The sequence below is a fragment of the Streptomyces sp. WMMB 322 genome, from assembly GCF_900090145.1.
Lineage (GTDB): Bacteria > Actinomycetota > Actinomycetes > Streptomycetales > Streptomycetaceae > Streptomyces.
The window spans coordinates 81,204-93,232 of record NZ_FMHI01000016.1 but is presented as its reverse complement, the minus strand read 5'-3'; the positions used below and the strand labels follow the sequence as shown (position 1 = coordinate 93,232).

Genomic DNA, 12,029 nt, shown 5'->3' with positions numbered 1-12,029 from the left:
GCGGGGCCGGTCAGTCTCGGCGCTGCCCGCTCAGAGGAGCTGCCGAAGCCGCTGCGGGTCGCCGCAGACGATCAGGCTGCGCCCTGCCTTCGCAAGCGCGGCCGGCAGGGCCTCGGCAGCCTGCGTGTCCGTACCTCCGTTGACGGCCAGGACGACGACGGCCCGCCGCGTGACGCGTGACGTCGCGGTGGCGTGTACGCAGAAGACGTCCTCGCCGTCGGCCAGTTGACCCCAGTAGGCGTCCTCACCGAAGGAGAGCTCGTGCTGTGCCCACGGATGCTGTTCGCCGGTCGTGATGACAAGAACGTCACCCGGTGGGGTGCCCTCGTCGAGAAGCTTGTCCACGGTCTCGTCTGCCACGTCGACGGCCGTCGTGTCGGTGGCGGAGACCAGTTCGATCGCTGCGGCGGGGCGGCCGGACGCGGCGGCTGTGCGCTGAGAACCCGTGCGCACAGTGCCTGGGCGGCCCGGAGTCGGTCCCTTTCTGTCCGCGCGCGGCGGTGTGGGACGCGAAGTGGCCCGGGGGCCGGGAATGGGTGCTGCTGGGCGGGAAGCCTGCGGAGTCCGGGTCGCTGCCGCCGAGTTGCGGCTGCCCTGGGCGCTCTCCTGAATCTGTGGCTCCTCGGGAGTGAGAGGCATGAGGGATTGTCTATCAAACGCCGGAACGAGCTGCGTAAGCGGGTTCGGCCAGGGATTTCCGAGGTGGGTTCCCGGTCCGGGGAGGCGGGCTCAGAAGAAGCCCATCTGCTCGGCGCGCGGGGTCTCTTCGTCCGGGACGAGGCGCGTCCGCTTGAGGTGCTGCCAGCGCGGCAGGGCATCCATGAACGCCCACGACATCCTGTGGTGCGGAGTCGGGCCGAACGCCTGCAGCGCTGTCTTGTGCACCGGGGAGGGGTAGCCGGCGTTGTCGGCGAACCCGAAGTCCGCGTGGTCTGCTCCGACTTCGGCCATGAGGGCATCCCTGCGCACCTTGGCCAGAACGGAAGCAGCCGCCACGGAGATGCACGACTGGTCGCCCTTGATCACGGTCCGCACCTGCCACGGGCCGCCCAGGTAGTCGTGCTTGCCGTCGAGGATCACCGCGTCCGGGCAAACGGGCAGGGCCTCGAGCGCGCGCGACGCGGCGAGCCGGAGTGCGGCCGTCATGCCCAGCGCGTCGATCTCCTCGGAGGAGGAGTGTCCGAGGGCATGGGCCGAGACCCACTCGTCCAGGAGGCCGGCGAGTTCCGTGCGCCGTTTCGCGGTGAGGAGCTTGGAGTCGGTGAGGCCTTCCGGCGGTCGGCGCAGCCCCGTGACCGCGGCGCACACGGTGACGGGCCCTGCCCAGGCTCCCCTGCCCACCTCGTCGATCCCGGCCACAACTTTGGCACCCGTCTTGGCGCGGATCGACCGCTCGACGCGGTGAGTTGGAGGTGTGATCGGCATGGCCGGATCAGCGTAGCGCCGGTCCGGCGTTCCTTCGCCGACGGGCCCGGCGCAAGAGGCACCGCCTTCCTGGCCATGGTGCGGCGGACCGTCCCACGTGCCCTGCGGCGCCCGGGACTTGCCGTCCGGACGACCAGGGAGATCTCCGGTTGCCGCGTCTTGGGCTTCGTCCTTCATGGTGATGCGTTCACGGTGCGTCGTTCGGTTCTCGTCATCTCGCGCGGTGCCTGGCCCGTCCGACGCCGCCCGCTCGCGGTCGGCCGTGCCGCGGCGTCACGTTCAGGGTCCGTACGAGCGCGGTGTGCACCATTGCTCGAAGGGCCGGTCGAGGTGGTAGCGCCCGTCACTCCCCAGTTCCAGCGTACGGCTCTCCGCGTTGCCGGGGTTCGACAGCGATTCGAACTCCGCCACGGTCCAGTGCAGCCACCGCATGCAGAAGAGCCGCATCGTCAGCCCGTGCGTGACGATCAGGACGTTCGGCGGGTGGTCCGGCCGCTCGAAGCTGCGCCAGAGGCTTTCCAGGAACGCACCGGCCCGGTCGTAGACGTCCGCTCCGGACTCCCCCTGGGCGAAGCGGTAGAAGAAGTGCCCGTAGGCGTCGCGGTACTGCTTCTGCTTCCGTACGTCCTCACGGTCCTGCCAGTTCCCCCAGTCCTGCTCCCGCAGTCGTGGCTCCTCGCGTACACGCAGCAGCGCAGGGTCGAGCGCGAAGGCGGCAAGTGTCTGCAGGGTGCGCCGGTAGGGGGAGACGTAGGCGGAGACACGCTCGTTGCCGAAGAGTTCGCGCAGCTGCTCACCGGTTGCTGCGGCCTGCCGCACGCCCTTCTCCGTCAGTGCGAGGGCATGGTCCGGCACCCGCTCGTAGATGCTGTCGTCGCAGTTCCCCTCCGACTCTCCGTGCCGGACGAGGACGATGCGCCTCGGTCGTGCCATGCGGCCACTCTATGGCGCGGGGCAGAGGTCAGACGGTCCAGGAAGGCTCAAGGTCGATCACATCACCGGCGATTCCGGTCACATCCGCTCCGATCTGGGCGCGCAGTGCGAGCCGTTCCACCCGCTCCGTGCGGTATTTGCCGTGCTCCGCCGCGGAGTCCCACATCGACAGCACCATGAACTCGTCCTCGGTCTGCGACTGCGTGAACACTCCGCGCAGCATCCCCGGCGACCCGGCCATCGCCGGATTCCAGACCTTCTCCTGCATCAGCGTGTAGTGCTCGATGCGGTCACCCCGCACCCGGCAGTGGGCGACGCGCAGCAGGTCGGCGTCGGCGAAGACGGGGCGGAAGCCGGTCTTCACATCGAAGCGGTACTCGAAGAGGCGCACGCGCATGTCCTTGTACGTGCCGACCTGGGCCGCGTGCAGCCTGTCGTGGGAGCGCGCCATGAACGAGTCGTAGAAGGCACGGCTCTCCCAGAAGCCGAACAGGTGCGCCACGTTCTCCCTGGAGCGGCTCCATCCACCGCCTTGCCCCCGGAAACCCGGCTCACCGAGCAGCCCAGCCCACTTCCGCTGCCCCCGCTCGAACCCCCGACGGTCCACGACGGTGCAGCGCATCCACTTGACCAGCACCGCGCCATCGTACGGCCAACCGGGTGACAAGCCGTACGCGCACGGTTCCCCGAACGCCGGCTCGAGCCCTCCGGCACCGGCAGATCACTGCCTGCGACCGCTGTCCCGGGCGGCTGCGGACGCCACCACGTACTCGGTGAAGGTCCTGCGTCCCACGGCGTTCCCGGGGGTGGTGTGATGCCCGGCCCGGTAGCCGCGGGCCGCCTTGCCCGCAAGGGGTACCGCCAGCAGCGGCCGGCGACGCCGGTACGCGTGCAGGGTCAGCCGGGCCAGTTCCCGGGAGGTGCGCACCTCGGGACCGCCCATGTCCGCGACCCGGCCGGAAGGTTCACCCAGGGCGAGATCCGCCAAGCGTTCCGCGACCTCCCCCACCTCGATCGGCTGGAAGGACAGCCCGGCCGGGTAGAGCGTGACGGGCAGCCACCGCTGGGCCGTGGTGAGCCGCGCGATCAGGTCGTGGAACTGGGTGGCGCGGAGGATCGTCCACGGCAGCCCGCTGCCCTGGACGATCCGCTCGGCTTCCGCCTTCGCCCGGTAGTAGAAGAACGGCACAAGGTCGACGCCCACGATGGAGATGTAGATCAGGTGGGGTTCGGCGCCGGACCGGCTGAGCGCCTCGGTCAGCCGTTGCGTCGCCTCGACGTCCTTGCCGGTCCCGGTCGTGGCGCAGTGGACGACGCTTCGCACCCCGGCGACGGCCGCGGCGAGCCCCTCGCCCGAGGCAAGATCGCCCGTCGCCCACTCGGGGTTCTGCCCGCCGCCCGCTGCCCCGGCCACCGCCAGGTGGTGCGGGCGCGGACGGCGGCTGAGCACCCTGACCGCATCTCCGCGCTCCAGCAGTTTCCGTACGACCGCGCGGCCGAGGGTGCCCGTGCCCCCGGTGACCAGGACGGGGCCTCGCGGGTCTCGGCCCGCCGTGCTCATGGGGTCCGTCGTCGGTTCGTCCATGCGGCCATCCTCCGCCCACGGCACGACGTCGCGCAGCCCGCCCGCGCCGACGGTCAGGCGCCCGGTCGGCCTGGCCGGCGATGTCCCGGTCCGTACGGGCAGATGCCGGGCGGGCCGTACTGTCCCGAGTGGTCGACCCTGCCAGGCGTCGCCCGTTGGCGGCCGTTCCTGCTGGTGGAGATCGCCTTTGCGCTGAGCTGCGGTTTTCGGACGGATCGCCGGCCGTGGAGGACTCAGGTGATTCTTGCCCTATAGGTTCCCTCCATGACGGACGACTGGCGCAGGGACCGGATCGGGAGTGCCTTGAGGGGCGAGAACCCCACCGTGCTGCGACGGCTGGAGGCGGGGTTCGCGGTGATCGGGGACACCCAGTTCCTGCCCGGCTATTCGGTACTGCTGATCGACGAGCCGGATGTGCAACGCCTGTCGGATCTGCCGAAGGCGAAGCGGATGTCCTTCCTCTCGGGCATGGACCGGCTCGGGGAAGCGGTCGAACGCGCTTGCCGCCGCCTGGACCCCGCTTTCCGGCGAGTGAATCTGGAAATCCTCGGCAACACCGACAACTTCCTGCACGCCCACGTCTGGCCGCGGTTCGACTGGGAGGCGGGCGAGTTGGTGGGCAAGCCGGTCTGGTTGTACCCGAGTGAGCGATGGACCGATGAGCGGTTCGCCCTCGGTCCGCGGCATGACGCACTGCGGCAGGCGATCGGCGAGGAACTGGACGGGCTGCGCCTCACCGCAAACTGAGCGGGGACGGGTCGTCCTCCGCCGCGCAGTGAGCGGGGTGCGTTGGCCTCAAGCGCGCGACGGCCGCCGGACCGTGGAGGCGGCTCCGTCGGAGCCGGTAAGGATGCGTCCCGCTGAGGCTCTCCGAACGGGCTGGTTGAATCAGCCGGTTGACCGTTGTCCTCCGCGAAACGCACGGTGCTTGAACGCCGCAGAGGGTGCCGGCCGACGGCCGGCACCCTCTCTCAAGCACGGATCAGCTGCTCAGCGGCAGTTGCCCGATGTCGCATCGGACGCCGTTGCGCCCGTACTCAGCTGCACCCGCTGGTCGAGCCGCAGCCCTCGCACAAGTAGCAGCTGCCCGCGCGGCGCATCTTCGTCCCACAGGAGAAGCACAGCGGTGCGTCGGCATTCAGGCCGAGCTGCATCTCCATCAGCTCCGTGGAGTTGTGGGCACCCCCCGGAGCAGGAGCCGGGGCCTGGGACTCGCTGACCCCTTCTGCCTTGGCTTCCTCCTTCGCCTTCTCCTTGGCCTCCCTGACCGTCTCGGCCTTCGGCGCGGACTGCGCGAGGCCCTCCACGTCGAGCTCCTCCTCGGACGGTTCGTACGAGCCCGTCTCCAGGTGGCGCTGACGCTCGCTCGCCGAGTGGATGCCCAGGGCCGAGCGCGTTTCGAAGGGCAGGAAGTCCAGGGCCAGACGCCGGAAGATGTAGTCGACGATCGACTGTGCCATCCGCACATCCGGGTCGTCGGTCATCCCCGCCGGCTCGAAGCGCATGTTCGTGAACTTCGAGACGTACGTCTCCAGCGGCACGCCGTACTGCAGGCCGACGGAGACGGCGATGGAAAAGGCGTCCATCATGCCCGCGAGGGTCGAACCCTGCTTGGACATCTTCAGGAAGACCTCGCCCAGCCCGTCGTCCGGGTAGGAGTTCGCCGTCATGTAGCCCTCGGCGCCGCCCACCGTGAAGGAGGTGGTGATGCCGGGACGGCCCTTGGGCAGGCGCTGCCGCACCGGCCGGTACTCGATGACCTTCTCCGGCTCGGCCTCGGCCTTCTCCTCCTTGCGCTTGGCGGAGAGCGGCTGGCCGACCTTGGAGTTCTCCACGTAGACGGCGAGCGCCTTCGTGCCGAGCTTCCAGCCCTGCAGGTAGATCTCCTCGACGTCCTCGACGGTGGAGGACGCGGGCATGTTCACGGTCTTGGAGATCGCGCCGGAGAGGAACGGCTGGGCAGCGGCCATCATCCGCACATGCCCCATCGGGGAGATGGAACGCTCGCCCATGGCGCAGTCGAAGACGTCGTAGTGCTCCGGGCGCAGACCCGGAGCGTCGACGACGTTGCCGTGCTCCGCGATGTGCTCGACGATCGCCTCGACCTGCTCGGCCGGGTATCCGAGCCGCTTGAGCGCCTTGGGCACCGTGTTGTTGACGATCTGCATGGAGCCGCCGCCGACGAGCTTCTTGAACTTGACGAGGGCCAGGTCGGGTTCGACGCCCGTCGTGTCGCAGTCCATCATCAGGCCGATGGTGCCCGTCGGTGCCAGCACGGAGGCCTGCGCGTTGCGGAAGCCGTGCTTCCTGCCCAGCCGCAGCACGTCCTGCCACGCCTCCGTGGCCGCCGCCCACACGGGGGTGTCCAGGTCGTCGGCGCGCCGCGCCGAGTCGTTGGCGTCGGAGTGCTGCCGCATCACGCGGTTGTGCGCGTCGGAGTTGCGCGCGTAGCCCTCGTACGGACCGACCACCCCGGCCAGTTCGGCGGACCGCCGGTAGGACGTGCCCGTCATCAGCGAGGTAATGCTCCCGGCGAGCGCACGGCCGCCGTCGGAGTCGTAGGCGTGGCCCGTCGCCATGAGCAGCGCGCCCAGGTTGGCGTAGCCGATGCCCAACTGGCGGAAGGCACGGGTCGTCTCCCCGATCTTCTCGGTCGGGAAGTCGGCGAAGCAGATGGAGATGTCCATCGCGGTGATGACGAGTTCGACGACCTTCGCGAAACGTCCGGCGTCGAAGGACTGGTGGCCCTCGTCGTCGTCGCGCAGGAACTTCATCAGGTTCAGCGAGGCCAGGTTGCAGGACGAGTTGTCCAGGTGCATGTACTCGCTGCACGGGTTGGAGGCGGTGATCCTGCCCGACTCCGGCGAGGTGTGCCAGTGGTTGATGGTGTCGTCGTACTGGATGCCCGGGTCGGCGCAGACGTGGGCGGCCTCGGCCATCTTCCGGAAGAGCGCCTTGGCGTCGACCTCGTCGACGACTTCGCCCGTCATGCGCCCGCGCAGCCCGAACTTCGAGCCGGACTCGACCGCCTTCATGAACGCGTCGGTCACACGCACCGAGTTGTTGGCGTTCTGGTACTGGACGGACGTGATGTCGTCGCCGCCGAGATCCATGTCGAAGCCCGCGTCGCGCAGGGCACGGATCTTCTCCTCCTCCTTGACCTTCGTCTCGATGAAGGCCTCGACGTCGGGGTGGTCGACGTCGAGCACGACCATCTTGGCCGCGCGGCGCGTGGCGCCGCCCGACTTGATCGTGCCTGCGGAGGCGTCCGCTCCGCGCATGAAGGAGACGGGCCCGGAGGCGTTGCCTCCGGAGGAGAGCAGCTCCTTGGAGGAACGGATTCGGGAGAGGTTGAGGCCGGCCCCGGAACCGCCCTTGAAGATCATCCCCTCTTCCTTGTACCAGTCGAGGATCGACTCCATGGAGTCGTCCACGGAGAGGATGAAGCAGGCCGAGACCTGCTGCGGCTGGGTCGTGCCCACGTTGAACCAGACCGGGGAGTTGAAGCTGAAGATCTGGTGCAGCACCGCGTGGGCCAGCTCGTGCTCGAAGATCTCCGCATCCGCCGGGGAGGCGAAGTAGCCGTGCTGCTCACCGGCCGCGCGGTAGGTCTTCACGACGCGGTCGATCAGCTGCTTGAGGCTGTTCTCCCGCTGCGGCGTGCCCACCGCGCCGCGGAAGTACTTGCTCGTCACGATGTTTGTAGCGTTCACCGACCAGAAGGCGGGGAATTCGACGCCACGCTGCTCGAAGTTGACCGAGCCGTCGCGCCAGTTGGTCATGACGACGTCACGGCGCTCCCACTCCACCTCGTCGTAGGGATGAATCCCGGGAGTGGTGTGGATGCGCTCGATCCGGAGCCCCTTAGCCACCTTGCCGCCCTTCGCACGGAAGCCGCGTGCCGGGCCGCTCGTCGTCTCTGTCATTCCGCCTCCCTGTACGGGCATAACGCCCCGATGCGCCCCGAATCTTCCCGGGGCACCTTGCTTGTTCCATGGCTCTCGGCGGCATGCGCCACGATGCGCACCCCCGCCGGAGCCCGAGGTCTTCTCGACGCTCCGCCGCTCAGTCGGCGGCAGACGTCCTGACCGGCGCTCCCGGGGTCCCGCCCGCGCCGTCGGCGCCGTTCTCCCCGCGACCCCCGCGGGAGACCGGCACTTCCGGATCTCCCTGGCCCCTCCGGTCCTCCCGGCCCTCGCCGCCTGCGCCGTCGCCGGCGGCCGGTCCGCTCGCGCGGGCCTCCCGCAGCTCCGCCACGGCGTCCTCGAAGTCCTCGAGGGACTCGAAGGCGCGGTAGACGGAGGCGAACCGCAGGTAGGCCACGAGATCCAGGTCCTGGAGCGGGCCGAGTATCGCGAGCCCGACGTCGTGCGTGGACAGCTCGGCACTGCCCGTCGCCCTGGCGGCCTCCTCGACCCGCTGGCCGAGCTGGGCCAGGGCGTCCTCGGTGACCGGACGGCCCTGACACGCTTTGCGCACGCCCGAGATCACCTTGTCCCGGCTGAAGGGCTCCGTGACACCGCTGCGCTTGATCACCATCAAGGACGCGCTTTCCACGGTGGTGAAGCGGCGGGAGCAGTCGGGGCACTGGCGGCGCCGCCTGATGGCGGTGCCGTCGTCGGTGGTGCGGCTGTCGACCACGCGACTGTCGGGGTGCCGGCAGAAGGGACAGTGCATTTCACCCTCCTTGAGCCTGCGAAAGCCCGCCTCGTGCATGCCTGTTACGCCCTCGCACGGCCCCGGCAGGAGCCCGCGAAGTTGCCACCAGCATAGTCCACAAACCCCCAACTGCGAGCAGGGGGACCACAACTTGTGGTGGCGCGCGCCAATCTAACCACTAGATCTGGTGTCTGCACGCGAGTTGCTGGAAAGCGTGTCGAGGTGCGCGACAGCAGACGAGAGTACGCGAGATCGAATGCGCCCCCCGTCGGCGGGGCACGCCTGCGAGACTCTGCGAACCGGCACCGGCGCTCGGCGGGCCCGCGGCGTTTACACCGCGGGCACGCGCCGTGCCAGTCGGTCGCGGGATTTTCACTCGAACGTGTGTTTGGCGCAACCTTTCGAAACCAACTACCGTTGTCCCACTAGGGAGAAACGCTCGAGAGGGGCCGACGTGACCACCACAGCAAACAGCGCCACCATCACGTCCCAGAACCGTTCCGCGCAGTCGCTCGACCACATCCCGCCGGTGACGCCGGTTGACGACGCGGACGGCGCACTGGACGCCGAGGCACAGGACGCGCAGCAGGCGAAGCGCTCGCTGCCGGGGCGACCTCCGGGGATCCGTGCGGACAGTTCGGGGCTCACCGACCGCCAGCGCCGTGTGATCGAAGTGATCCGTGACTCGGTGCAGCGCCGCGGCTACCCGCCGTCCATGAGGGAGATCGGTCAGGCCGTGGGCCTCTCCAGCACCTCCTCCGTGGCGCATCAGCTCATGGCGCTGGAGCGCAAGGGCTTCCTCCGGCGCGACCCGCACCGTCCCCGCGCCTACGAGGTGCGCGGCTCGGACGCTCCGGCGGCCCAGGTCACCACCGACACCACGGGGAAGCCGTCCGCCTCCTACGTGCCGCTGGTCGGCCGGATCGCCGCCGGCGGCCCCATCCTGGCGGAGGAGTCGGTCGAGGACGTCTTCCCGCTGCCGCGTCAACTCGTCGGCGACGGCGAACTGTTCGTGCTCAAGGTGGTCGGCGACTCGATGGTCGAAGCGGCCATCTGCGACGGCGACTGGGTCACCGTGAGGCGGCAGCCGGTCGCCGAGAACGGCGACATCGTCGCGGCCATGCTCGACGGCGAGGCCACCGTCAAGCGCTTCAAGCGCGAGGACGGTCACGTATGGCTGCTGCCCCACAACTCCGCGTATCAGCCCATCCCTGGTGACGACGCGACGATCCTCGGCAAGGTCGTCGCCGTGCTGCGCAGGGTCTGAGTCCCGCGCAAGGCCCGGGCCCCGGGCCCCTCGCGAGTAACGGGCCGCCGGTTCCACTGCGCCGGAACCGGCGGCTCCGCCGTGTCCGCGCAACGCGCTACGCCTTCGCGGCGCTCTTCGCGCCCCCGGTCACGGACTCCTTCGCGGCCAGGGACTCCTTCGCCGCCTTGTCGATGGCGGCAAGTGAACGCCGCGCCTGGTTGCGGTCCGTCGTGTACCAGAAGTCGGGCATCGAGGCCCGCAGAAAGCCCCCGTAGCGCGCCCGCTCGAGCCGCGGGTCCAGCACGGCGACCACGCCCCGGTCCCCCGACGCCCGAACGAGCCGCCCCGAGCCCTGAGCCATCAGCAGCGCCGCGTGTGTGGCCGCGACAGCCATGAACCCGTTGCCGCCGTGCTCCTCGACGGCCTTCTGCCGGGCACTCATCAGCGGATCGTCGGGGCGCGGGAAGGGGATGCGGTCCATCACCACCAACTGGCAGTTCGCACCCGGGACGTCGACGCCCTGCCACAGCGACAGCGTCCCGAACAGGCACGTCTCCGCGTCCTCTGCGAAGCGGCGGATCAGCTCCCCCAGCGTCTCCTCGCCCTGGAGCAGGATCGGCACCTCCATCCTGCCGCGCAGATCCTCGGCGGCCGTCTGAGCGGCCCGCATGGAGGAGAAGAGCCCGAGCGTGCGGCCTCCCGCCGCCCCCACCAGGTCGGCCAGCTCGTCGAGCATGTCGCGCCGCGAGGGCTCACGGCCCGGCGGTGCCAGATGCCGCGCGACGTAGAGGATTCCCTGCTTGCGGTAGTCGAACGGTGAGCCGGCGTCCAGGCCCCGCCACCGCGGGATCTCCTTGTGCGCCGTCCCGCCGTCGCCGTCCGGCGCATCGTCACCCACCACGCGCTCGGGGGCGAGGCCGAGCGAGGCGCCGACCCCGTTGAAGTCGCCGCCGAGCTTGAGCGTCGCCGAGGTCAGGACGACCGAGCGGTCGGTGAACAGCTTCTCCCGCAGGAGCCCGGCGACCGACAGCGGTGCGACGCGCAGAGAGGCACCGTAGCGGTCGTGCCGCTCGTACCAGATCACGTCGAACTCCGAGGATTCCACGACGCGTTCGGCGACATCGTGCACGTTCTCCAGCGACGCCAGGGCCTGTTTGCGCACCGCGTCCTCGTCCTGAACGGACTTGTCGCGGGTGTTGCCCAGCGTCGTGATGCCGGCGCGGGTGGCGTCACGGAGCGCCATGAGGACGTGCGCGAGATCGTCGGGGACGGTTTCGAGCCGCCCGGGCAGGGCCAGCTCCATGACCCGCTCGAACCCCTCGGCGGCTGTCTGGAGCCGGTCGGCGGTCTTCTCGTCGATGAGTTTCGCGGCGCGGCGGACGGCACGGCTGACACCGCCGGGCGACAGATCGCCGGTGGCCACTCCCGTCACGCGCGAGACGAGTTCGTGCGCCTCGTCGACGATCAGCACCTCGTGGGCCGGCAGCACGGATGCGTCCTCGATCGCGTCGATCGCGAGCAGGGCGTGGTTGGTGACGACGACCTCGGCGAGCTTGGCCCGCTCACGCGCGCTCTCGGCGAAGCACTCGGCTCCGTAGGCGCACTTCGTGGCGCCGAGGCACTCGCGCGAGGAGACCGAGACCTGGGACCATGCGCGGTCGGAGACCCCGGGCCGCAGATCGTCCCTGTCGCCCGTGTCGGTCTCGCCCGACCAGTCGCGCAGCCGAAGCAGGTCCTTGCCGAGGGTGGAGGTGGGGGCCGCTGTTTCGAAGGGATCGAAGAGCCCTTCTTCCTCTTCCTGCGGGACGCCCTCGTGAAGCCGGTGCAGGCACAGGTAGTTGGAGCGGCCCTTGAGCATTGCGAACGGGGTGCGACGGCGCAGCAGCGGCTGAAGCGCCTCGACCGTACGGGGCAGGTCGCGCTCCACGAGCTGACGCTGAAGCGCGAGCGTGGCCGTGGCGATCACGACGGGCTCGCCGTGCGCGAGCGCGGGTACGAGGTAGCCGAGGGACTTTCCGGTGCCGGTGCCCGCCTGGATCAGCAGATGGGTGCCGTCGTCGACCGCGTCGGCGACGGCTTCGGCCATGGCCACCTGACCAGGCCGTTCCGTACCGCCGACAGCGGTGACGGCGGCGTGCAGGAGCTCGGTGAGGGCGGGCTTGCTCATAGATCCGACAC

The 12,029-nt window shown here is 69.8% G+C and carries 10 protein-coding genes; 2 read left to right on the top strand and 8 right to left on the bottom strand.

Annotated features, from left to right (window positions below):
* Positions 1-30: 30 nt before the first annotated feature.
* The 5 genes from H180DRAFT_RS22355 to H180DRAFT_RS22335 all read right to left on the bottom strand — a co-directional run bounded on the left by H180DRAFT_RS22355 (position 31) and on the right by H180DRAFT_RS22335 (position 3,943).
* The gene (locus tag H180DRAFT_RS22355; RefSeq protein ID WP_368073140.1) at positions 31-453 is read right to left on the bottom strand and encodes a hypothetical protein; all 423 of its coding nucleotides are present in this window, start codon (positions 451-453) and stop codon (positions 31-33) included.
* A gap of 276 nt (positions 454-729) precedes the next feature.
* Positions 730-1,425 carry a ribonuclease HII gene (locus tag H180DRAFT_RS22350; protein ID WP_055487906.1) on the bottom strand — a complete coding sequence of 232 codons (696 nt, stop codon included), beginning with the start codon at positions 1,423-1,425 and terminating at the stop codon, positions 730-732.
* 279 nt (positions 1,426-1,704) lie between these two features.
* The gene (locus H180DRAFT_RS22345) at positions 1,705-2,358 is read right to left on the bottom strand and encodes a histidine phosphatase family protein (protein ID WP_055487905.1); all 654 of its coding nucleotides are present in this window, start codon (positions 2,356-2,358) and stop codon (positions 1,705-1,707) included.
* 28 nt (positions 2,359-2,386) lie between these two features.
* Positions 2,387-2,995: a YdbC family protein gene (locus tag H180DRAFT_RS22340; protein ID WP_074466933.1), complete on the bottom strand. Its 609-nt coding sequence runs from the start codon at positions 2,993-2,995 to the stop codon at positions 2,387-2,389.
* Between the two features lie 84 nt (positions 2,996-3,079).
* Positions 3,080-3,943, bottom strand: a complete 864-nt coding sequence (locus H180DRAFT_RS22335) for an SDR family oxidoreductase (RefSeq protein ID WP_254666144.1) — start codon at positions 3,941-3,943, stop codon at positions 3,080-3,082.
* 264 nt (positions 3,944-4,207) lie between these two features.
* Between H180DRAFT_RS22335 and H180DRAFT_RS22330 the strand changes: the two genes are divergently transcribed.
* Complete coding sequence (locus H180DRAFT_RS22330; protein ID WP_055487903.1) at positions 4,208-4,690, top strand: HIT family protein; 483 nt, start codon at positions 4,208-4,210, stop codon at positions 4,688-4,690.
* Between the two features lie 290 nt (positions 4,691-4,980).
* On the opposite strand, the gene H180DRAFT_RS22325 is transcribed toward H180DRAFT_RS22330, so the two are convergent.
* Positions 4,981-7,869, bottom strand: a complete 2,889-nt coding sequence (locus H180DRAFT_RS22325; protein ID WP_055487902.1) for a vitamin B12-dependent ribonucleotide reductase — start codon at positions 7,867-7,869, stop codon at positions 4,981-4,983.
* Positions 7,870-8,008: 139 nt separating this feature from the next.
* Positions 8,009-8,620, bottom strand: coding sequence for a transcriptional regulator NrdR (gene nrdR, locus H180DRAFT_RS22320; protein ID WP_055487901.1), 612 nt, complete (start codon positions 8,618-8,620; stop codon positions 8,009-8,011).
* A 436-nt stretch (positions 8,621-9,056) separates the two neighbouring features.
* Between nrdR and lexA the strand changes: the two genes are divergently transcribed.
* Positions 9,057-9,869, top strand: a complete 813-nt coding sequence (gene lexA / locus H180DRAFT_RS22315; RefSeq protein ID WP_055487900.1) for a transcriptional repressor LexA — start codon at positions 9,057-9,059, stop codon at positions 9,867-9,869.
* 97 nt (positions 9,870-9,966) lie between these two features.
* Here the strand turns inward: lexA and H180DRAFT_RS22310 are convergent, their stop codons facing one another.
* The gene (locus H180DRAFT_RS22310) at positions 9,967-12,018 is read right to left on the bottom strand and encodes an ATP-dependent DNA helicase (protein ID WP_055487899.1); all 2,052 of its coding nucleotides are present in this window, start codon (positions 12,016-12,018) and stop codon (positions 9,967-9,969) included.
* Positions 12,019-12,029 lie beyond the last annotated feature (11 nt).

Coding starts and splice junctions, on each gene's coding strand:
- H180DRAFT_RS22325 (WP_055487902.1), bottom strand. CDS start 7,869: ATGACAGAGACGACGAGCGGCCCGGCACGCGGCTTCCGTGCGAAGGGC.
- H180DRAFT_RS22335 (WP_254666144.1), bottom strand. CDS start 3,943: ATGGACGAACCGACGACGGACCCCATGAGCACGGCGGGCCGAGACCCG.
- H180DRAFT_RS22310 (WP_055487899.1), bottom strand. CDS start 12,018: ATGAGCAAGCCCGCCCTCACCGAGCTCCTGCACGCCGCCGTCACCGCT.
- H180DRAFT_RS22345 (WP_055487905.1), bottom strand. CDS start 2,358: ATGGCACGACCGAGGCGCATCGTCCTCGTCCGGCACGGAGAGTCGGAG.
- H180DRAFT_RS22350 (WP_055487906.1), bottom strand. CDS start 1,425: ATGCCGATCACACCTCCAACTCACCGCGTCGAGCGGTCGATCCGCGCC.
- nrdR (WP_055487901.1), bottom strand. CDS start 8,620: ATGCACTGTCCCTTCTGCCGGCACCCCGACAGTCGCGTGGTCGACAGC.
- H180DRAFT_RS22330 (WP_055487903.1), top strand. CDS start 4,208: ATGACGGACGACTGGCGCAGGGACCGGATCGGGAGTGCCTTGAGGGGC.